Origin of the sequence: Yersinia intermedia (assembly GCF_900635455.1) — a bacterium.
Taxonomy (GTDB): domain Bacteria; phylum Pseudomonadota; class Gammaproteobacteria; order Enterobacterales; family Enterobacteriaceae; genus Yersinia; species Yersinia intermedia.
In genome coordinates, this window is record NZ_LR134116.1 from 1,143,127 (window position 1) to 1,164,664 (window position 21,538).

Sequence of the window (21,538 nt, forward strand, 5' to 3'; positions counted from 1 at the left end):
TATTTCACGTCCGAACGGTGAACCGGTTTAAAACTTGTTTTTAAGCCGGTGAGCTGTTGAGCAAGCCCAGTAAGGCGCGGTAGCCTATTTCTTTATTCCGCTATGTTAAAAATATTCTTCGTTCATCTTGACCTCTTTTTTATTTTTGTTAATTAATGATTACGTGAAAATAAAAAAGGACGCGAAAATGATTAAACAATATAAAAAAGGATTTTCCTTATTAGAGTTGGTATTGGTTTTAGGGGTTGGCACTGCAATGGCTTTTATTAAATTTCAAGATATGAAAAATGAGCAAGATGTTGCTATAGCTAATACGGTAGGAGCGCAGATAAAGCAAGTCGGTGAAGCGGTTAATCGCTATATCAGTATTCGATATGACAAGCTTTCAACCCTGACAAGCAGTACCAGTCAATCCAATGATCCGGGGCCAAGAATTTGTTCATCCAATGGCTGTGAAATCACGTATCAGACATTAATTACTGAAGGACTATTGCCTGTCAGTTATACCGGGATAAATGCCAATAAATCTTTATATAAGGTTTTATTGAAACGTTCAGGTATAGCTCCTAACTATGTGATCAATGGCCTTGTGATGACAACGGCAATATGGAATGAAGGAGGGAAAGTTCGCTATGACCTCCTTGGTAAAGCGATGCAATCGGCAGGAATAGACAGCGGAATGACCCGCTCACCCACTGTAGCTTCTGGTTATGGTGGTCAATGGAATGAAAAAGCATCTGACTACAGCAATATCACTTCAGAAGGTTTATTGGCCTATCGTGTAGGCTATGACTCATCAATGTATTCGGTTTATCTGCGCCGTGATGGCACATTGCCAATGACGGGAGATCTGAATATGGGCGGCAAAAATATTAATAACGCCAAAGATATTACTGCTGCAGGCACTGTGAGGGCGGAGATATTAAAATCGACAGGATCAACCAATGTAGGCGATGCCTTAACCGTTATAGGGAATTCGACTTTGACTGGCGCTGTAGAAGCAAAGTCTACCTTATCGGTCAGTGGTGCTTCAACCTATGGAGGTGTTGTTCAGGTTAATAATGTGATTAACGCAACCGGTAATATCAATACGACTTCGGATATTAACAGTAAGCGTGTTTATTCTGGTTATATTCAGTCGACAGGGCGTATCACATCAGATGAGTATGTTCAGATAAATGGGATTGCTGTATCTGGTGCAGCCTGTTCACCTAATGGGCTTATTGGGCGATCAAGTGTAGGGGATATGCTGTCTTGTCAATCCGGTGTTTGGGGTTCAGGTGGAAAGGTCGAAGTTATTTACGGGAGTAATCCTGTATGTTCAGCTAATAAAATCCCTGTAGCACGCTACTGGACGCAACCGGGAGGTTCTAACTATGGCAATTATTGCACCTTACAAACTGGCTGGGCTGGAGTCACGACACCTTCCTGCGAATCGTGTGCAAACTGGGAAAAATGCCATATGGTTTATTCTGCATCATGGTCGGCAACGGCGTGTAGTTAGTAAATATAGCTTTTGTTCTGCTAAAGAGAGCCAAGCTATTGTTAATTTATAGGAAGTAATGGATGAAGATGATAAAGCATATATCGATGGGCAGAAAAAAATTTAAGTAGCATCAGTACAGATGTGCCTAAATAGTTTTAAAATTAAAAGAGATATCATTATTCAAGCTAATAGAAATGCGTTAGAAGATCATTTTAAGAGTTGAGGGTGTAAAGTGTTAAACTGCGACATCCATAACGTTGATAAATTACTTATGTTAGGTTGATTCTCAGAAGTACTTGATATTGTCATTAATTCTGATAGTTATAATTAAAAACAATGTGATGTTGAGAGTTTTATTTTAACATTTATTTTATTTTATTTTATTTTATTTTATTTTATTTTATTTTATTTTATTTTATTTTTTCAAATATCATAATGTTATTCAAATGATATTTTTAATAATATATTTAACAAGAGAAAAAATAATACTATATTTTATAATGGTTGTTTAAAGTGTTAATTTTAATAAAGTGTCTGAGTGCTCCATATACGGAGGATCTATTACCCCCTTTGGATAGTTCTCTTTACGAGATTGAAAAGAGCCGAATGGTCCTTTTTGACTCTGTTTAAATGATTCTAAAATTTCCTTTCACTTTGAGTTTTGGCGTTTTTTGTGAATTTTGCGCAATTTTTATTTTTTATTTTTATAGTAAAATCAATAATATATGATTTTTTTTCTTTTGTGTGTAACTTTTGTTGTGCACACAAGGTGTTTTGATTATCATGTATAAAAGATCAGGCAAAGATATGCTAAGTATGAGAGTGAGAAAATGACAATCATTACACAAGAAATTAAAAGTGAAAAAATACATTTGCGTATTACACCATCTCAGAAAAAAAATTGGAAAATTTTAGCAGAGCAACAAGGCATAAGTTTGGCTGCATGGATTGAAAATAAAATATCTATGGCGCTGGCATCGAATAGCGATTTTTTTCAAAAAGAAAAGTATAAGCTAATTTCTCTTTTCTCAGGCTGTGGTGGTATGGATTTGGGTTTTTGTGGTAATTTTTCTTTTTTGAATAAAGAATATAAAAAAACAAAATTTGAAATTATTTGGGCTAATGAGTTTAATCCTAATGCAGTAAAAACATATAAGAAAAACTTTTCACATAATATAGTTGAAGGCGATATATGGGAACTTATCGATTCAGTCCCTACAGAATGTGATGTATTAATTGGAGGTTTCCCTTGCCAAGATATATCCATTAATGGGAAAAGAGCTGGAGTTGATGGAAAACGCAGTGGTTTATATCTTGCTATGGTAGAAGCTGTTAAGCGCTCGCGTCCAAAAATTTTCATCGCAGAAAATGTTAAAGGACTGCTTATGAAATACAACGAAGAGTCTTTGGCTCGTGTTATAAAGGATTTCAGTGAGTTGGGTTATAATGTTAGTTATAAACTTTATAACTCGGCAAACTTTGGAGTTCCACAAACAAGAGAGCGTGTTTTTATAGTTGGAACACTACATGGAAATCCTCTATTTAAAGAACCTGTGGATATACTACACAAAAATGAATGGTTGACTTGTAATGACGCGATTCATGATTTGGAAAAGCTTGATGAGGATCGAACCTTTAATCATATTTGGAGTAAGGCTAAAAAAAGTCCAGACCAAGGAAGCCGACGCCTAACGAAAGATAAGCCATCTCAAACTATAAGAGCTGAGTGTCATGGCAATATTCAGTTTCATTACAAATTAGATCGTCGTATTTCGATGCGAGAGGCTGCGCGTCTTCAAACATTCCCTGATAATTTTGTTTTTGAATCTAACTTAAGGGAAACTGAAAGGCAGGTTGGAAATGCAGTTCCTCCGGCTTTAGCTTGGCATTTAGCACAAGCGGTTGAAGAATATTTAGATAAATTATAATTTATATTGAGGATGCCATGATTAATAAACGATACTATCGTGGTATCCTTTTAAACGCTCTCTATTTATTAACTGCGGTAAATAGGGTTTCCGATGGAGTCCAACCTACAGCATAAGAATCAGCCAACTTTAACCAATACTTGATTCTTTCCTCTCTAGGGGTATTTATGCCCCAATACTCTTCAAATAAGGCATCTTCTAACTCAAAAAATGCCAGAAGCATTTCTGCTTCTATATCATTTAGTGCTCTTTCTATATAGTTTCCACCTCTTACTGATGACGACCGCATGGCGACACTTCCAGCAGAAAATAAATCCCTAGCTTGATTACATAATATTCCATAATATGTAAGAAGAAACATAGTCACATCATCATATTTTCCTGATGCCCGACTAGATTTAACTATTTGTGGGCACAGTACTGCTGACTCTGCTCGATACTTTCTCTTTTCTTGCTGTGGAAGCTTTGTATATAACCTGACCTCTAAGGGTAATGTCCTTTCATTAGGTTGATCATCAATCCACCAAAGCCTTTCACCGGGTTTCATTCTATTTTTAGCATATTTCCTGATGAATGGCATTTTTTCTTCAGGGCTTAAAATTCGGAAATCATTATAATTTATATTTAGTTTATCAAATAATGGTTCTTTAGCATTAATTTCCACTTCAAACCTTGGGACATGAGACGTTCTTACATGCATGATACATTCATCATAGTGTCCCCATTTAGCCTCAGGTGTGCCACCTATTTTTCCGAATAATAGGTATACATAATCTACCCCTTGTTTACGACTTCCTTCAAAGATACTATTTGCTATAGATCGCCATGTATTATTATCTGAATACTTAACCTCTACACCAAAGTTTCCAATAATTATATCTGGAAACTCTTGTGCGGGCGGACTCATGTCCACTGATAACCCCATGTCCGTTAATATTTCACCTAAAACCTCTCTAACTCGCTGTTCAAATTTCTTCGAGTTATGATACTCGCTTGATGAGTTCAGGTCTTGAGAGAGTTTTTCAGTTGTCTTAGTTAATAAGGTTTCAAAAAGCTTGCGTTCTATCATTTTTCATCTAAATCTTCTCTATCCGCGTATGTCATAGGTTACAACGATATGTACCTTCGTCACAAGACATAATAAACACTTTATAATCATAAAGATATATAATATGCTGCAATCTAGCATTACGCGTTGACTGCCAGTATTCACCATCTAGACTCTCAGAAAATATGAGATGTATCTCCAAAACTCTGTAGTTCACAACATCATTGTCTATGCTTATGGTTGTTTCATGCGGAATGCCTCTGATAGAATGGCAGGTATTCCATTAATGGCACTGTGTTTTCAGTAAGGTATATGATGACAAGCACAAACTCTAACAGTGCATCATTCGATAATATAAAGTTTAAATACTATCTTTATTTTTTATCTTTATGGGTTTTATTTTTATCTGTATCAATAATGTCATTTGATTGGGTCTTTTTTGAAAGGCTAATGAAATTCCTATCATTACAATACACGCCAGACTATATAGTCAATAATGCTTATAAGCTAAAAATTAGGAATTTTGTTTTTATTTTCTGTATTTCAATGGTTTTATTTGGTATTACCTCTGTGTTCTATTTATTCTCATCTTTATCCAGAGGTTGGGGAAGCACTAGAAAGGTTATAAATGTAAAAAACCAAACTCACGAGCATTTGGAGTTTTTGACTACATATGTCATGCCTCTTGTTTTTACAGACGTAAACAGCAAAAGAACAGTGATAAATTTATTGCTAATGATTTGTTTTATTGGGGTGATTTATGTAAGAACTAACAGGTTTTATGCCAATCCTTCACTTGCCATTCTAGGTTTCAGGTTATATAAGTGCTCTATTAAGAGTGATTCTTCTTGTAAGGAATACACTATAATATGCAGAGGGAAACTATCAAATGGCAGTCAAGTGAAAATTAAGAAAATTGATGACGATACTTTAATCGCTAAACTTATCTAATTTTATTAAGGATTCTATTAAATGAAAGCAGAGTTGGAGGAGTTTCTTCAAAATGACGGTCTTTCTGGTGAGATGTTCTTTATTATAAAAAATGACAATAACTATATTTATCGACGAGTTGTTTTACATGATGAAAATACAGAGCCGCTTATAACAGAAAGCTTTAAATTATCTATCGCCAATGAAATTCTCAAGCGTATTACAGTTGACGATAATGGTGGTGAGATAATAGATAATATTACAGATATGAACTATGAAAACAAAGGTGTCTATTATTTTGATATTTCAGATGATGATAGGGGTGAAGTAATTAAAACAATAGAGGAAATATCATCTCTAACTTTAGCTGACAATCCTGTGGATTTCAAATTTAATGATGCTAGTCTTGATGATATCGTAGGCCTTGTTTATCATATTAGCGATGGTGATAAAAATATTTATTTATACCAGCATAGATATCCGAACTTTTTACATAAAAAATCAAGATTATCTTTTTTAGGGAAAGATGATGTTTTAGTGCCTATACCTTACGATATGATAAATATATCAAAAATCATTGATTTCTTCATTTTTGATGGGGTTAGTTATGCTATCAATATTAAATTATTGGAGGAAAGATATGGTCTTACTCAAGTTATAGATAACATGGTGAATGAGGTAACACCTAAAATTATTGAGCTGGAGATCGTTAATAAATCTGTTCTGACTGAACCAGAACAGCTTTTTGATGATATGAAAGAGGATCGTGGCTTCATGAGAAAATTAGCCAGAGTTCTTAAAAATGGGATATTAGAATTAAATGTCGATATTAATATAGTTAATGAGATAAAAGATAGTTTTCCAACAATAGGCAAGAATATTGAGGTGGTAAATGATAAAAATGGAATTCAATATATAAAATTGACAAGTAAATCGAGAAAAAAAGCCTTTATTAGGTTGCTGAATGATGAAGCGGTTCGTTCTGTTCTAACACGAAAACCATCAATAGCGCAAAATCATAAACCTGAAAAAGATGTAGCTCCGGCTTGATGGGAAAATCTTTGAAAAAAGGCAGTGTAGTCCTCTTTTTCAAGATAATTTATAATATTCAAAATTCAAACGGTCTGACAATACCTTTACGGTTTGCATCTAGATAATCAGCCCATCACTGGAGCATCGGCTTGCGTTCATTGAGATGTCCAGCAAGGTGGGTGTAAGCAGCGCAAACGTTGCTCCGTTCCTGATGGTTCATCTGGCGTTCAATAGCATCCTCAGACTATAAGCCAGATTCGATCAAGGCATACACGCCATTGAATGGAAACCGTGACCACAAACCTCTTTTGGATTTCTTTAACACATATCTTGTTGGAGCCGTAAGATCGCATCACTATTACGCAGCAATAGCCTTATGTTTCTGCACTTGAATATAATCCCCCCACCATTGCATAAGATCTGCTCTTTCGACGAGATACTCTGCACGATTGTAAGCAGCTATAATCTCAGTGCTTTTGGTATGAGCTAAAGCTGACTCAAGTACTTCAGTCCTAAATTTACCGCTTTCTTCTGCAGCAGTCCTTGCTATCGAGCGCATCCCATGTGCAACCAATTCACCACCTAAACCCATACGGATTAACGCTGCATTGGCTGTTTGCTCATGCATATGGGTCAGTGGGGTTTTTATGCTGGGAAATACCCACTCTCGATGGCTGCTGATAGGCTGCATATTTTCGAGTATACGAAGAGCTTCTTTGCTGAGCGGCACCTTATGAAGACGTTTCATCTTCATAAATTCGGGAGGGATGTTCCAGACTTTGTTCTCTGTATCGATGTCAGACCAACGCGCACGAACCGCCTCTCCGGGGCGAACCCAAGTAAGCAACTGCCATTCAATCAGCATACGGGTTTCCAGACGGACTGAGGCATTAGCCAGTGCAGCCATAAATCTTGGTAGTTCGCTGGGGGGAAGGGCGGGCATATTTTGCTTTTTAGGTTTACTAAAACGCTGACCGAGGTTATCAGCAGGATTAAACTCAATAAGTTCTTCTGTCGCTGCCCAGCGGAAGATTTCATTCAAGCGGGAAATGATTCGGCGCAGGGTTTCCAATACACCGCGTTGTTCAATTGGGTCAAGATGCTGCTTCAATAACTTAGGCCGGATCTCTTTGATAGGAACATTGCCTAATCCGGGGAAGATATTTCGTTCAAGACTACGCCAGATGTCTACTGCATGGTCTTTGGATATACCAGATGTCTTTACCTTCTCATCTAACCACTTTCGAGCAACGGCTTGGAGCGTGTGCTCAGTAGCATCCTTTAATGCATTAGCTTTATCGTTGTTATGGACTTGTGGATCGATGCCATTGGCAAGTAAAGATAGGTATTCATCCCGCAAAGCTCTTGCTCTTGCTAACGTGAGGTGGGGGTATGTTCCGAGGCTTACCTTTGTTCGCTTTTTAGTTACTGGCACTGCATACCTGAAATACCAATTTTTCTTACCACCCCTTGAGAGGGGAGCGATTCTTAGCATTAAGCCATCACCGTCAAACAAGTTGATTTCTTTGTCTGCAGGTTTAGTGCTTTTGATTTCAGTATCCGTGAGTTTTTTTGCGAGTTTTGCCATTTTGGGACCCTCAAGTTTTGGACCCTTTGTGTTGGGTCCCAAGGAGGGTGCCATAAGTAGTGGTTTCTAGCAATTCTCAGTAGACTGCTATAGACGTAAAAAAGCCCGCAAGGCTGGTTCCATGCGGGCTTAATAGACTTTACTATACTTCGGTAAAACTAAAAGTGGTGGAGCTGGGGGGATTTGAACCCCCGTCCGAAATTACTACGCCGTCGGCACTACATGCTTAGTCCAGTCATTACATTCGCCGGTTAGCTGCGGACGGACACGCCACTAACAAACTATCCTGATTGGGTTTAACGCTTTCACCACAGGCAAGGTGTCCACGCGATCTCTTTTAGGTTTGACCTCTCTTGATCCCCGTCCTAAGAGCGGAGGCTAGGGAGAGAGGGAATCTTCAGTTTCTTAGGCTGATTAAGCTGCTAAAGCAGCAGATTCGTATTGCGAGTCGTTTGCAATTATTTTTTTTGCGGTTTTTTACGAGGCCTCCGCACCTCGGCATGCACCTTGGGTTTCGCGAATCCCGTCGAATCCAGAATCAGCCCCAAAGAACTTCTGTAGTATACCAGAACTATACGCTGATAAGCCAGAGACTTAACGGTTAGCGTGTTTCATTATTCTGGCTTTATCGAGCTGCCATTCACGATCTTTGATGTCATCGCGTTTATCGTGATCTTTTTTACCTTTTGCGACACCGATTTTAACTTTAACCCAAGCATTTTTCCAATATACGGAAAGGGCAACTACGGTAAAACCGTCGCGATTAACTTTACCGAGCAGAGAATCCAGCTCACGTTTGTTTAGTAGCAGTTTACGGGTACGCATTGGCTCGCAGACAACATGAGTCGACGCAACGTTCAACGGCGTAATGGTGGCGCCAAACAAGAAGGCCTCGCCATTTCTAAAGGTTACGTAGCTATCACTAATGTTGGCTTTGCCAGCACGCAGAGATTTTACTTCCCAACCTTGCAGTGCAAGACCCGCTTCGAACTCTTCTTCAATGAAGTATTCATGGCGGGCACGTTTATTTTGCGCAATGGTTGCGGAACCGGGTTTGTATGCTTTTTTCTTTGTCATAGTGTTGATCATTATACTGTATGCCGAGGGGAATGAAATCCTTTCCCGTAGGATGCCTGTGCATTTTGTCTCATTTGTTGCACGCAATGCCTAGCAGATTTTTTGTCTGACGGTAGATAAATGCTATTATCAGCGCGTTTTATGTCTCACAGGAAATGTTATGCCACAGATTAGCCGCTCTGCGTTGGTTCCGTTTAGCGTAGAACAGATGTATCAACTGGTTAATGATGTTCGCTCTTATCCAGAGTTTCTGCCCGGTTGCACCGGTAGCCGGGTGCTTGATGTTACTGAAAATGAAATGACGGCCGCAGTTGATGTCGCCAAGGCAGGTATCAGTAAAACATTTACTACACGCAATACATTGACGGATAACCAGAGCATTAATATGCAACTGGTTGATGGGCCGTTTCGGAAATTAATGGGTGGATGGCATTTTACCCCATTAAGTGCAGATGCTTGTAAAGTTGAGCTCCACCTTGATTTTGAATTTACCAATAAGCTGATTGAATTAGCTTTTGGTAAAATATTCAAAGAATTAGCTGGGAATATGGTGCAGGCATTCACTCAACGCGCTAAAGAGGTATACAGTGTCTGAGATTCGCGTTGAGGTGGTTTATGCCTTGCCTGAACGCCAATATTTGCGCACTGTTTCACTTGAGGCGGGCAGTACTGTTGAGGATGCTATTAAAGCGTCGGGTTTACTTGAGTTACGGTCAGATATTGATCTGACAAAAAATAAAGTGGGTGTTTACAGCCGCCCGGTAAAACTGGGCGATAAGCTTAACACGGGCGATCGTGTTGAGATTTATCGCCCTCTGAGTGCAGACCCTAAAGAGTTACGCCGGCAACGCGCCGAACAGGCAAAAAAATAAGGCACTGTCTGTGCCTTATTTTTATTGTAGCCCTGAACTGCTATCGAAGAAAAAGCGCACGCTATCCTATGGTTGCATAAGTATTAGGCGGCTTGTTGCCTAAAACCATAATCAGTATTCGTTCCCTTCATCTGCTCTGCAATCTTCGGATAAATTAATTTCCTGCTAATGTTGGTTCGTTTTTGATATCAGTCAGCACACCGCTGCTATCAAAGGTCAACGTCAACGTCTGTTGTGTTACTTTCTCGTGGCCAGGTTGTTGGCGGAACACATAGAACCAGGTTTTAGTGCCAAACGGGTCCTGTAGCATTGGTGTACCTAAGGTATATGCCACTTGTTGCTGGGTCATACCTTTATGAATTTTGGACGCGTCATTAGGTGATAAATAGTTACCCTGATTAATATCAGGCCGGTAGACCACCTTCTCCAGCGTTGAACAACCCGCAGTAAGCATTGCAAGCATCACAGCGGCGGCAGTCAGCATTTTACAGCGCATAGTAATCACATTCCTTTAGGGCGTAGGATGACGATGATAATAGACCTTGCAGCAGTTGGAAACCTTTACAGGGCACCTGTATGACCTCTGGAAAGGAAAAAAGTTAATCTTTTCTACGCTGCGAGCAATTCTTTTGCATTTGCCAAGGTGTTTTTCGTCACTTCACTGCCACCCAGAAGGCGCGCCAACTCTTGCAAGCGGGCTTTTTTATCTAACCGATGCATATGGGTTTCGGTTTCTGTGCCATCGGTTTGTTTGCTCACAAAGAAATGTTGATGACCACAACCCGCAACCTGCGGAAGGTGAGTGACACACATAACTTGAGTCGATTCACCAAGCTGACGCAACAGGCGGCCTACTATGGCTGCCGTTGGCCCACTGATACCAACATCTACTTCATCGAAGATAAGCGCCGGAGTGTCCATTTTACGCGCTGTAATCACCTGAATCGCCAATGCGATGCGAGACAGTTCACCACCGGAGGCCACTTTAGCCAGCGCTTGCAGCGGTTGACCAGGGTTGGTAGTGACGCAGAACTCAATGCGGGTCGCCCCTTCAGCACTGAGGTGCTCTGGCTCAAAATGGGTATCAATCGTGAATCGACCATGTGGCATTGATAATTCATGCATACTTTCGGTAATTAGCGCGGCCAATTCATCAGCATAATGCTGGCGCTCGTGGTGCAACCGCTTAGCTATCTCTAAAGCATGTTGATAGTGAGTATTTACTGCATGGCTGAGTTGCTCATGATCGTTTTCTTGGCGTGATAGCTGTTCTTGCTCATCCAGCAACTGCTGATAAAACAACGGTAATTCTTCCGGCGTTACATGGTGTTTACGGGCCAGATTTAATTGACGAGATAACCGTTGCTCCAGTTCATACAAGCGGTTAGGGTCCATATCAAATTGTTCTGCATAGTGGCGCAATTCATCGCTGGCTTCACTAATTTGAATAGAAGCCTCTTCTAGCATATTCAAAAGGTTATTAAATTGCTCATCCATACTAGCCAGTTCAGTTAACTGATGTTTGGCGGAGTAGAGTTGGCTGAGAATGTTATTCTGTTCATCATCTGACAGTAATTGTAAGGTCTGTTGGCTGAGTGACAGCAATTGCCCACTGTTGGCCAGGCGTTTATATTCGATATCAATTTGTTCATATTCCCCCGCTTGTGGGGCAAATGAATTTAGCTCTTTCAACTGATATTGCAATAATTCCTTTCGAGCGTTACGTTCCAGCGATTGCTGTTGATGAAGTGCCAGCGCCCGGCAGCTTTGGTGCCAGATTTGATAGGCTGCTTTCATTTCGCTTAGCAGAGCAGGTTGGTCTGCGTAGGCATCTAATAACTGTTTTTGATGATCTGCTCTTAATAGCAACTGATGGGCATGTTGGCCGTGAATCTGGATGAGATGCTGGCCTAACTCCCGCAGTTGTGACAGCGGGACTGCTGTACCATTAATAAAGCCTCTTGAGCGGCCATCGGTTCCAATAGCTCGCCGCAGTAGGCACTCATTGCTGTCATCAAGATGGTTATGTTCCAACCATTGGCGGGCCGATGGGGTGTCTGCCAGTGAAAAGCGAGCACAAATATCGGCACGCGTTGCACCTAAACGCACCATACTGCCATCTGAGCGGCTACCAAGGCATAGCCCCAATGCATCTATGGCGATAGATTTACCTGCCCCTGTTTCGCCAGTAATTGCTGTCATTCCGGGTTGAAAATCAATTTCTAACTCACGCACAATTGCAAAATTACTGATGGTTAATTGGGCCAGCATGGTAAATCTCCTGTACATAAACACATGGCTGTATTTGAATACAGTATAAACTGGTTTTATATACAGTAAAGTCCTTGCGGTGTTTTTTAGAATAATTTTTTCGACCAACCCAATTTTGTGCTTAACGTATTGAAATAACTGTAGTCCTTTGGATGAATAAGATTGAGGTGGAAATCACTACGGCGAATTAATACTTCTTCACCTTCTTGAATCGGTAGCGCTATCTGGCTATCACAGCTTATTTCCAGGTCGCTGGTGATTTGCGAAAACTTCAATCGGATGGTGCTGCTACTATTAATAACCAAGGGTCTGGCGGTTAGAGTGTGGGGGAACATCGGGACCAATACGATGGCGTCCAGTGTGGGGGTGAGGATTGGGCCACCTGCCGAGAGCGAATAAGCCGTCGAGCCGGTGGGGGTGGCAATGATCAGGCCGTCTGAACGCTGAGAGAACGCGAAGCGGTTATCGATATACACTTCGAATTCAATCATATGTGCCACCTTACCCGGATGCAAAACCACTTCATTGATTGCTGTGCTGATGCGGCTTTGTTGATTGGTGCGGGTCACTTGTGCTTCCAGTAAGAAGCGTTGTTCGCTTAGGTATTCACCTTCCAATACATCTGAAAGTTGTTGTTGGGCGTTATCTGGGTCTAAATCAGTTAGAAAGCCCAGATTGCCTCGGTTGACACCGATGACTTTGATATCATAGCGAGCGAGTACTCGTGCGGCACCGAGCATGTTGCCATCGCCTCCGACCACCACGGCTAAATCAGCTTTTTGGCCAATATCAGCCAGACTGCCGGTAACGGCATCGGTTAAATTAAGATCTTTGGCGATCTGCTGTTCAACCATCACGGCATAACCTCTGGAGTTCAACCAGTGGTAGAGCATCTCATGGGTGGCAAGTGCAGCCGGGTGCCGTGGGTGACCGACAATACCAATACAATTGAATCTTTTATTATTCATTGCCGTGATTTTCCTTACTGGGGGCGTCTTTTACCCCACATTATGACCGGTTCCCTTGAATCCCCGGTTTTGATCCCCATAATAAGCCAAGTAGCGAGATTAATGCTAAAACGCGGAGATATCCATGAGTAGTAAAGAACAGAAAACACCAAACGAGCAAGTCTCGGAAGAAATGGAAAATGCAGCAGAGCAGCAAGTGGAAGCGACACAAGAGACGGGTGAAGGTGTAGATCCGCGTGTTGCCGAGCTTGAAGCGCAGTTGGCTGCAGCCGTACAGCGTGAGCGCGAAAGCTTGCTACGCGCTAAGGCTGAAGTTGAGAATATCCGTCGTCGTACTGAATTGGATGTTGAAAAAGCGCATAAGTTTGCACTGGAAAGATTTTCATCTGAATTATTGCCAGTGATCGATAATCTGGAACGTGCACTGGATACTGCTGATAAAACCAATGCCGAACTGACTTCGATGATTGAAGGCGTCGAGTTGACGCTGAAATCACTGCTTGATGCAGTAGGTAAATTCGGCATTGAAGTTGTTGCTGATACCCATGTGCCGTTTAATCCTGATGTTCATCAGGCAATGACGATGCTTGAATCTGCTGATCATGAACCAAATCATGTGATGATGGTGATGCAAAAAGGTTACACGCTGAATGGTCGTCTGCTACGCCCTGCGATGGTTGCGGTATCTAAAGCGAAAGCTTAAGGTGTTTTGACGTGAAAAAGGCACCTTCGGGTGCCTTTTTTTATTTAACTACCTTGGTAGTTTATTCTGCTGTTGGTAGTTTTGGTTGCCAATCAATAGGCTGTTGACCCTGTTGTTTTAGTAACTGATTTGCTTGTGAAAAGTGCTTGCAACCAAGAAAACCACGATGGGCAGACAGCGGTGATGGGTGTGGTGCTTTTAAAATAAAGTGGCGTCGGGTATCAATGATTCGGCCCTTCTTCTGAGCATGTGCCCCCCACAACAGAAAAATCACTCCATCACGATGCTCATTCAGTGCTGCAATGACTTTATCAGTGAAGGTTTCCCAACCAAGGTTAGCATGTGAGTGTGCATTACCTGCTTCAACGGTTAGCACCGTGTTAAGCAGTAATACCCCTTGTTCAGCCCAGCTTTGCAAGAAACCATGGTTAGGGCGTTCAAAACCGGGGATATCAGTAGCCAACTCTTTGTACATGTTCACCAAAGAGGGGGGAGCCGGCACGCCAGGTAACACAGAAAATGATAATCCATGTGCCTGATTGGGGCCGTGGTAGGGGTCTTGCCCCAAAATAACCACTTTAACCTGATCCAGTTCGGTCAGGCGGAAGGCGTTAAAGACATCTTTTTGTGCAGGATAGATAGTCTTGCCCGCACTGCGCGCTGCTGCCACATAGGCCAGTGTATCTTTGAAGTAAGGCTGTTCTTTTTCCAGGCCGATCACATCGTGCCAGGTAAGGGAGGCAGACATAAACACTCTCCTTGGTTTCTGTAAAGTATTGATGTGCGTTAGCTTACCGGTTCAAACCGGTGAGTGAAACCGTTAAACCTGACTCTGTGACGTGATGATGCTTTTTTGACCTCTTTATGCAAAAAATGTTGAAAATTTACAAAAATAATTGCTGTCAGTGCTTTTGATAAAATTGATATAAAACATAAATTTGCTGATTGAGCCGTTGCTGGTGTGGCTGAAAGATTGATTTAAGTCAAAGAATTGCGGCTGTCTGGCTGGTATACAGAACAATAAGACAACAATGGTTTTACCAAATAACCAAGATAGTTTCTCCCCCTTGGAATTTATATCCGCATTATGGAGGCACCAAATGATTACTGGTATTCAAATTACTAAAGCTAACAATGAAGCCTTGCTGAACTCTTTTTGGCTGTTGGATGATGAAAAATCTGAACTGCGCTGCGTTTGCGCTAAAGCCGGTTATGCCGAAGATCAGATAGTTCCTGCCAGTGAGTTAGGCCAGATCGAATATCGCGAAGTTCCACTGGAAGTGCAGCCTACAGTGCGTGTTGAAGGTGGTCAGCATTTGAACGTTAACGTTCTGCGCCGCGAAACACTGGAAGATGCAGTGAAAAATCCAGAAAAATATCCTCAGTTGACGATTCGTGTTTCTGGCTATGCAGTGCGTTTTAACTCACTGACACCAGAACAACAACGTGATGTGATTACCCGTACTTTCACTGAAAGTCTGTAATTTTTGCCATAACGTTTAAGTCATTCAAAAATCTTAAGGGAGCTTCGGCTCCCTTTTTCATATCTGCTATTTATTGGTCGATAAATTTGATAACGATCACACTTCTCTGTATTTATAAATAAATCTTACCATTTCCATTTAAGAACTCATCCGATGTGTCGATAGATAAACTCATAACGCCGAAATAACTATCTGGATTATCTTTCGACAAGGAGTTGGCATGAGTGGATCTGTCAGTTTGATTGGGCCTACTGCATTAGCAGGCTTAATGAGTCAAGTGAATCCATCGGAACTGGTCGGGAGCGATGCTACCACCGCAGACAAGCCTTCAGTGGCGCAAACAACTCATTTTACAGCAGCAACGTTGGCCGGTAATGAGCTTTGTTACAGTATGCAGGCTAACGTTAGCTTGCCACGAAGTGATGGATCCACCATAGGGAGTGAGCGTGTTGCGATATCTAGTGGACAAGGATCACAGCAAGGGGACTATTCATTAGCATTACTTGCTAAAGATGTTTACGCTCCTGCTGTCGGGAGCATCGGCGGGTTTACACGTTTGAGTGATGGTGAGTTACTCACTGCGGGAATAGATCCGGCAAGTTTATTTGATAGTGCTTCAGGCTTTCAGGCTGGAGTTTACCGTGATAGTCAGCAGTATGTTTTATCCTTTGCGGGTACCAATGATTTCAGTGATTGGTTAAGTAACATCCGGCAAGCCACTGGCTATGATGATGTTCAGTATAATCAAGCAGTTGCTTTAGGTAAAACAGCAAAAATGGCATTTGGTGATGCGCTGGTGATCACTGGGCACTCATTGGGAGGCGGTTTGGCGGCGACCGCAGCATTAGCGAGTGGAACATTTGCGGTGACATTTAATGCCGCGGGTGTTTCAGACTACACAATAAATCGCCTTGGCATGGACCCGACTCAAGCACGCATTTTCGCAGGAAACGGCGGTGTAAGGTGCTATAGCGAACAATATGATTTGCCGACAGATGCTCAGGAATCGACCTCGCTAATTCCTGATGCGATTGGCCATAAAATCACGCTGGCAAATAGCGACAAACTCACCGGAGTGGATGACTGGCTGCCACATAAGCACCTTGAACGCGGCTTATCGGCACATAGCATTGATAAAGTGATCAGCTCAATGAGTGAACAACAACCTTGGGAGCGGCAGTATGCCTGAATCGACACTGGCAATGAGGGTTAAGCGCCATTTGCGTTATGCCATCTACGGTGTTTTGATGCCATTAATCAGTTTTGAGGGGCAGGCGATGACAGATATTAATACAGCTTTTACTGATCCGGCGATAATGCCGATCGCTGATGCGATTGTTCGCGGAGATGTGAAACAGATCCATCAGTTAGCAAATGAAAAGTTGTTACAGCAGCAAGGTGATCGGTCAGTAACACTGATGCAGTGGGCTATTCTCAACCAACAGCCAGAAAGTTTAGCCGCGTTGCTGCAAGCACATGCTGATCCTTTTCAGTCGGGGATGCAGGGTGATACCGCCTGGCATACGGCGGCCAGCGTGCAAGATGCGCATTACATGCAAATTTTACTTGAAGGCAGCATGAAACCTGATGTGCGCAATAGTGTGACACTGGCGACGCCTTTGGCCGCTGCTGTTATGGCGGGGCGCGGGGTTCAGGTGATCCTGCTGCTGGTTGCCGGGGTTGATCCGAATATAGCTGATCGGATGGGGGATACCCCCCTGCATTTAGCGGGTAAAACCAATGCGCCAGACCTGGCATTACGGTTATTAAAAGCCGGAGCTGACCCTGAATTACGCAACAAGCAGGGGGCAACTTTTCAACAATATTTTGCGATGACGCCTTTGAATATTCAAAGTGCTGAAATGCAGCAAAAACACCAGCAATTGAATACCTGGCTGCGCGGGAAGAAACTCGCTGAGGTCTATCAGCAGTAGCAGAATATTCGCCGGATAGGCTAAAACGCGACTTGGGTGCGAAACACACTGCGGTTGTCGCAATAGTGCTGATAATAAAAAAGCCGCTGTTATAAGCGGCTTTTTCGCAAGGATGCTAAATCAATCGGCACTCTTGGTATCTGGTTTTTCCTTTGGCTTACGCCGCTTACCTACATTTTTGGCATCGCGGTGACGGACCTTAACCTTGACCTTCTCTTTGCTGGCTTCTTTTAGCTCTTTACGCTTTGCTAAAACCTTTTTAGAGGGCTTGCCGGTGGTTTTTTCGCTTGGTGCCTTGCTGGTCGGGCGCAATTCATCAATAACCCGTGGCTTCAGCGGCTCGTTAAGATAACGGCCAATTTTACCCAGCAATAAATGGTCATGTGCTTCAACTAATGAGATAGCAACACCTTTGCGCCCGGCACGGCCAGTACGGCCAATTCGATGCAGGTAGACGTCAGACGTCAGCGGCAGATCAAAGTTGAAGACGTGGCTGATATCGTCGATATCCAGGCCGCGTGAAGCTACATCAGTGGCAACCAGAACGTTAACTCGGCCATCGCCTAAACGAATAACTGCTTCGGTACGCTTAGCTTGAACCATTTCACCTTCAAGGAACCAGGCGTTAATTCCGGCCTCACGTAACCAACTGACCAGTTGGTGTACCTTTTCACGGGTGCGCACGAAAATAATGGATTTCTGCACTTCCGGTTGCTTGAGCAGATGCACTAGCAGCGCGGTTTTGTGTTCTATATTGTCTGCACGATAGTACCATTGCTGAATTTTTTTACGTTCGCGACGAGATGGATCGGCTTCCAACTCTACCGGCTCATTCAGGATGCGTTCCGCAAACTCACGGATAGCTTCACCTTCAAGGGTGGCGGAGAACAGTAAGGTTTGTTTACGCCAGCGGGTTTCTGCGGCAATGGTTTCAATGTCCTGCGCAAAGCCCATATCCAGCATCCGGTCGGCTTCATCCAGAATCAGGGTTTCTACTGCCCGGCAGTCAAAGTTCTCTTCTTTGATGTATTGCAACAAGCGGCCAGTGGTAGCAACAACAATATCCTGATTTTCACTAAACACTTCCGCGTGGTTCATATAAGCCACACCGCCGGTGATCGTGGCGATATCCAACTGTGTATGCTTGGCCAATTCACGGGCTTGATCCGCAACTTGCATAGCTAGTTCACGGGTTGGCGTCAGGATCAGTATTCGTGGTGGGCCAGATTTTTTGCGTGGGAAATCGAGCAAATGCTGCAAGGCGGGCAGCAAAAAGGCGGCAGTTTTGCCAGTACCTGTTGGAGCCGAACCCAATACATCGCGCCCATCCATAGCTGGCGGAATAGCCGCAGCTTGAATGGCTGTAGGGCGCTCATAGCCTTTGTCGCGCAATGCGTCAATCAGGCGTTCATCGAGATCGAGTTCGGAAAAATTGGTTACAGTCATGGTCTTCCTCTACTTGGGGCGCCGATTATAGACGGGTTAGCCGAATTCTTCACCTGTTTAAGCGGTAATGATGTCTTTTCCCTTCAATCATATTGTCCTATGCTACGCCGGTTATGGATTCTGGTGACTAATGTGGGCGATCAATTGAAAAAAAAACCGGCGTTGCGTGGTGGTGGTTTCACTTTTAAACAATTCTTTGTGGCACATGACTGTTGTGCGATGAAAGTCGGTACTGACGGTGTTCTACTTGGGGCTTGGGTGCCGGTAGAAAAAGCCCGTAAAGTGTTGGATATCGGTTGTGGCAGTGGGCTTATTGCTCTAATGATTGCTCAGCGTTCAACATCTGAGGTATTGATTGATGGCGTTGAACTGGAGCCAGAAGCCGCGCGGCAGGCAAGCAGCAATGCAGCATTATCTCCCTGGGCTGAGCGGGTTTGTATCTATGAGCAGGATGTGCACCAGTTTGCTGAAAACCACTCTCATCAATACGATCTGATCGTCAGTAATCCACCTTATTTCGCTCCGGCGGTCGCTTGCCGGGATGAAGCCCGTGATACTGCGCGTTACACCGGCTCCTTAACGCATGATGCTTTATTAAACTGTGCAGAGAAGCTTATCACAGAGAACGGTGTGTTTTGTGTGGTTTTACCTCACGACTTGGGAATTGAGCTTTCCCGCCGGGCTGTTCAACAAAATTGGTATGTGCGCTGCCAGGTAGACATCAGGGATCGCCCTGGTAAGCCGTTAAATCGAATGCTATTGACGTTATCGCGCCAGCCGGGAGAGACAGAATATCAGCATTTGGCTTTGCGCCAATCTGAGGGGGTCTATTCCGCTGAGTTTTGTCAGTTGATCAGCGAGTTTTATCTCAACTATTAGTTGTAGTGATAAATGATTGTAGTGATAAATCAAGATAAGCAGGGCGCGATATTGAACCGCGCCCTGAAACGCTACTATGGGTGGAGAATGGTAGGTTGTGGGTTCTCTATTTGATCAGGATAATCAAGCGTATAATGCAAACCACGGCTCTCTTTACGCGCCATGGCACAGCGCACGATTAACTCGGCTACTTGCACCAGATTACGTAATTCCAGCAAATTATTGGAGATACGGAAATTGGCATAATACTCATCAATCTCCTGCTGTAATGTATTAATCCGACGTAAAGCGCGTTCTAAGCGTTTAGTGGTGCGTACAATACCGACGTAATCCCACATGAATAAACGCAGTTCATGCCAGTTATGCTGAATGACGACACGCTCATCAGAGTTATCAACACGGCTTTCATCCCAATCAGGCAAATGTTTCGCCAATTTGGCATGTGGTAAGCGCATAAGAATATCCTCAGCAGCAGACCAGCCATACACCAGACACTCAAGTAGAGAGTTAGAAGCCATACGGTTAGCGCCATGCAAGCCGGTATAGCTGACTTCGCCAATCGCATATAAACCATCGAGGTCAGTACGCCCATGTTGGTCTACCATTACACCGCCACAGGTATAGTGGGCGGCAGGCACGATAGGGATGGCTTCTTTAGTCAGATCGATACCCAGCGACAACAGCTTTTCATAGATCATTGGGAAGTGCTGCATCACGAAATCAGTCGGTTTATGGCTAATATCCAGATACATGCAATCAGCACCGAGGCGCTTCATTTCATGGTCAATCGCGCGGGCGACAATATCACGCGGGGCCAGTTCACCACGCGGGTCGAAATCAAGCATAAAGCGGCTGCCATCAGGGCGCTTAAGGTAAGCACCTTCACCACGTAATGCTTCGGTCAGCAAAAAATTACGCGCTTGCGGGTGGAATAGGCAGGTAGGATGAAATTGGTTAAATTCTAAGTTAGCAACACGGCATCCGGCACGCCATGCCATGGCGATACCATCGCCAGAGGAGATATCTGGGTTGGTGGTATATTGGTAAACTTTGGCGGCACCACCGGTAGCTAAAACGACGGCTTTAGCCCGAAAAGTTTCAACTTTCTCAAGCTCACGGTTCCAGATATAAGCGCCGACCACACGTTTAGTGCCTGTCAGACCAATTTTGTTGGACGTGATAAGATCGACAGCATTGCAGCGTTCTTTCACTAAAATATTAGGGTGGGTCCTTGCTTTACCTACCAGTGTGGTTTCTACTTCTTTACCTGTAGCATCAGCAGTATGCAGTATACGGCGATGGCTATGGCCGCCTTCACGGGTAAGGTGATAACGTTCTACGCCGCTGGCATTGGTTTCGGTATCGAACAGAACGCCTTGATCAATAAGCCATTGCACGCAAGAACGGGCGTTACTGGCAATAAACTCTACGGCGTCTTTGTCACAAAGCCCGGCCCCAGCAATCAGGGTGTCATCGACATGTGAACTAATGCTGTCAGTTTCATCAAAAACGGCAGCAATGCCCCCCTGAGCATAAAACGTGGCCCCTTCATTAAGTGGCCCTTTGCTCAGAACAGTTACTTTACAATGTGGCGCCAGGCGTAAAGCCAATGACAAACCGGCGGCGCCACTCCCGATGATCAATACATCGCTAACGTGTTCAGATGATGATTGCATATCGTATGATGTGTGCAGAAGAAGAGTGAAATTCATGTTAGCCTATCTGCCAGAGCAAAAGCTATGGCTATAAGATGTCTAAAGAATATTCAGACAAATAATCTGGCAACATGGAACTTTGCAATTTTTATAAACTCCAAGCGTGTGCTTGCTCAGGAAAATAAAGATATGGCTGGCAGTACTACTTTTAGCGTGGGGATAGATTTCGGGAGAGTT

20 protein-coding genes, 1 other RNA gene and 1 pseudogene are annotated in these 21,538 nt (G+C 43.1%); 11 read left to right on the forward strand and 11 right to left on the reverse strand.

All coding sequences use genetic code 11. The features are described 5' to 3' along the window. The first annotated feature begins 187 nt into the window (after positions 1-187). Together pilV and dcm are read left to right on the forward strand one after the other, a co-directional pair. Positions 188-1,504 carry a shufflon system plasmid conjugative transfer pilus tip adhesin PilV gene (gene pilV, locus EL015_RS05370; RefSeq protein WP_032907004.1) on the forward strand — a complete coding sequence of 439 codons (1,317 nt, stop codon included), beginning with the start codon at positions 188-190 and terminating at the stop codon, positions 1,502-1,504. 812 nt (positions 1,505-2,316) lie between these two features. After that, a complete protein-coding gene (gene dcm, locus EL015_RS05375; RefSeq protein ID WP_005188692.1) occupies positions 2,317-3,414 on the forward strand; it encodes a DNA (cytosine-5-)-methyltransferase in 1,098 nt (365 codons plus the stop codon). Positions 3,415-3,475: 61 nt separating this feature from the next. On the opposite strand, the gene EL015_RS05380 is transcribed toward dcm, so the two are convergent. Then, positions 3,476-4,483 carry a hypothetical protein gene (locus EL015_RS05380; protein ID WP_005188690.1) on the reverse strand — a complete coding sequence of 336 codons (1,008 nt, stop codon included), beginning with the start codon at positions 4,481-4,483 and terminating at the stop codon, positions 3,476-3,478. 291 nt (positions 4,484-4,774) lie between these two features. Between EL015_RS05380 and kwaA the strand changes: the two genes are divergently transcribed. Together kwaA and EL015_RS05390 are read left to right on the forward strand one after the other, a co-directional pair. Next, positions 4,775-5,413 (forward strand): anti-phage protein KwaA, encoded by a 639-nt coding sequence (gene kwaA, locus EL015_RS05385; protein ID WP_005188686.1) that lies wholly within the window; start codon positions 4,775-4,777, stop codon positions 5,411-5,413. Between the two features lie 21 nt (positions 5,414-5,434). Next, a complete protein-coding gene (locus EL015_RS05390; RefSeq protein ID WP_005188684.1) occupies positions 5,435-6,442 on the forward strand; it encodes a Kiwa anti-phage protein KwaB-like domain-containing protein in 1,008 nt (335 codons plus the stop codon). A 115-nt stretch (positions 6,443-6,557) separates the two neighbouring features. Here the strand turns inward: EL015_RS05390 and EL015_RS21790 are convergent. The 4 genes and pseudogenes from EL015_RS21790 to smpB form a co-directional block, all read right to left on the reverse strand. After that, a pseudogene (locus tag EL015_RS21790) lies at positions 6,558-6,730 on the reverse strand (tyrosine-type recombinase/integrase); the annotation flags it as partial. 52 nt (positions 6,731-6,782) lie between these two features. Next, positions 6,783-8,012 carry an integrase domain-containing protein gene (locus tag EL015_RS05400; protein ID WP_032907002.1) on the reverse strand — a complete coding sequence of 410 codons (1,230 nt, stop codon included), beginning with the start codon at positions 8,010-8,012 and terminating at the stop codon, positions 6,783-6,785. A gap of 165 nt (positions 8,013-8,177) precedes the next feature. Then, positions 8,178-8,558, reverse strand: a transfer-messenger RNA (tmRNA) gene (gene ssrA / locus EL015_RS05405). 48 nt (positions 8,559-8,606) lie between these two features. Then, the gene (smpB, locus tag EL015_RS05410; RefSeq protein ID WP_032907022.1) at positions 8,607-9,089 is read right to left on the reverse strand and encodes an SsrA-binding protein SmpB; all 483 of its coding nucleotides are present in this window, start codon (positions 9,087-9,089) and stop codon (positions 8,607-8,609) included. 160 nt (positions 9,090-9,249) lie between these two features. On the opposite strand from smpB, the gene EL015_RS05415 reads away from it, so the two are divergent. Both EL015_RS05415 and EL015_RS05420 read left to right on the forward strand, forming a co-directional pair. Beyond that, positions 9,250-9,684 (forward strand): type II toxin-antitoxin system RatA family toxin, encoded by a 435-nt coding sequence (locus EL015_RS05415; RefSeq protein WP_005188672.1) that lies wholly within the window; start codon positions 9,250-9,252, stop codon positions 9,682-9,684. Next, on the forward strand, positions 9,677-9,961 hold the full coding sequence (locus EL015_RS05420; RefSeq protein ID WP_032907001.1) for an RnfH family protein: 285 nt from the start codon (positions 9,677-9,679) through the stop codon (positions 9,959-9,961). The genes EL015_RS05415 and EL015_RS05420 overlap by 8 nt, the downstream gene beginning before the upstream one ends. Positions 9,962-10,115: 154 nt before the next feature. On the opposite strand, the gene bamE is transcribed toward EL015_RS05420, so the two are convergent. From bamE to nadK, 3 genes are all read right to left on the reverse strand, one after another. Then, entirely contained in the window at positions 10,116-10,457 is a 342-nt protein-coding gene (bamE, locus tag EL015_RS05425) for an outer membrane protein assembly factor BamE (protein WP_019212230.1), read from the reverse strand. Positions 10,458-10,570: 113 nt separating this feature from the next. After that, positions 10,571-12,232 carry a DNA repair protein RecN gene (gene recN / locus EL015_RS05430; RefSeq protein ID WP_005188670.1) on the reverse strand — a complete coding sequence of 554 codons (1,662 nt, stop codon included), beginning with the start codon at positions 12,230-12,232 and terminating at the stop codon, positions 10,571-10,573. Positions 12,233-12,318: 86 nt separating this feature from the next. Then, complete coding sequence (nadK, locus tag EL015_RS05435; RefSeq protein WP_005188668.1) at positions 12,319-13,200, reverse strand: NAD(+) kinase; 882 nt, start codon at positions 13,198-13,200, stop codon at positions 12,319-12,321. A gap of 124 nt (positions 13,201-13,324) precedes the next feature. Here nadK and grpE point away from each other — a divergent pair, with 124 nt between their 5' ends. Next, positions 13,325-13,903, forward strand: coding sequence for a nucleotide exchange factor GrpE (grpE, locus tag EL015_RS05445; protein ID WP_005188665.1), 579 nt, complete (start codon positions 13,325-13,327; stop codon positions 13,901-13,903). A 61-nt stretch (positions 13,904-13,964) separates the two neighbouring features. Here grpE and ung read toward each other — a convergent pair whose 3' ends face one another. Continuing rightward, on the reverse strand, positions 13,965-14,651 hold the full coding sequence (gene ung, locus EL015_RS05450) for a uracil-DNA glycosylase (RefSeq protein WP_032906999.1): 687 nt from the start codon (positions 14,649-14,651) through the stop codon (positions 13,965-13,967). A 352-nt stretch (positions 14,652-15,003) separates the two neighbouring features. Between ung and grcA the strand changes: the two genes are divergently transcribed. The 3 genes from grcA (at position 15,004) to EL015_RS05465 (ending at position 17,321) form a co-directional block, all read left to right on the forward strand. Beyond that, positions 15,004-15,387 (forward strand): autonomous glycyl radical cofactor GrcA, encoded by a 384-nt coding sequence (gene grcA / locus EL015_RS05455; RefSeq protein ID WP_005188661.1) that lies wholly within the window; start codon positions 15,004-15,006, stop codon positions 15,385-15,387. A 220-nt stretch (positions 15,388-15,607) separates the two neighbouring features. Further along, positions 15,608-16,576, forward strand: coding sequence for a Tle-like phospholipase domain-containing protein (locus EL015_RS05460; protein WP_005188658.1), 969 nt, complete (start codon positions 15,608-15,610; stop codon positions 16,574-16,576). A gap of 88 nt (positions 16,577-16,664) precedes the next feature. Beyond that, positions 16,665-17,321 carry an ankyrin repeat domain-containing protein gene (locus EL015_RS05465; RefSeq protein ID WP_032907021.1) on the forward strand — a complete coding sequence of 219 codons (657 nt, stop codon included), beginning with the start codon at positions 16,665-16,667 and terminating at the stop codon, positions 17,319-17,321. Positions 17,322-17,441: 120 nt separating this feature from the next. Here the strand turns inward: EL015_RS05465 and srmB are convergent, their stop codons facing one another. After that, the gene (srmB, locus tag EL015_RS05470; RefSeq protein ID WP_005188653.1) at positions 17,442-18,767 is read right to left on the reverse strand and encodes an ATP-dependent RNA helicase SrmB; all 1,326 of its coding nucleotides are present in this window, start codon (positions 18,765-18,767) and stop codon (positions 17,442-17,444) included. Positions 18,768-18,899: 132 nt separating this feature from the next. On the opposite strand from srmB, the gene trmN reads away from it, so the two are divergent. Further along, on the forward strand, positions 18,900-19,646 hold the full coding sequence (trmN, locus tag EL015_RS05475) for a tRNA(1)(Val) (adenine(37)-N(6))-methyltransferase TrmN (RefSeq protein WP_032907020.1): 747 nt from the start codon (positions 18,900-18,902) through the stop codon (positions 19,644-19,646). Positions 19,647-19,720: 74 nt separating this feature from the next. Here the strand turns inward: trmN and nadB are convergent, their stop codons facing one another. Then, positions 19,721-21,322 (reverse strand): L-aspartate oxidase, encoded by a 1,602-nt coding sequence (nadB, locus tag EL015_RS05480; RefSeq protein WP_005188647.1) that lies wholly within the window; start codon positions 21,320-21,322, stop codon positions 19,721-19,723. Positions 21,323-21,538 lie beyond the last annotated feature (216 nt).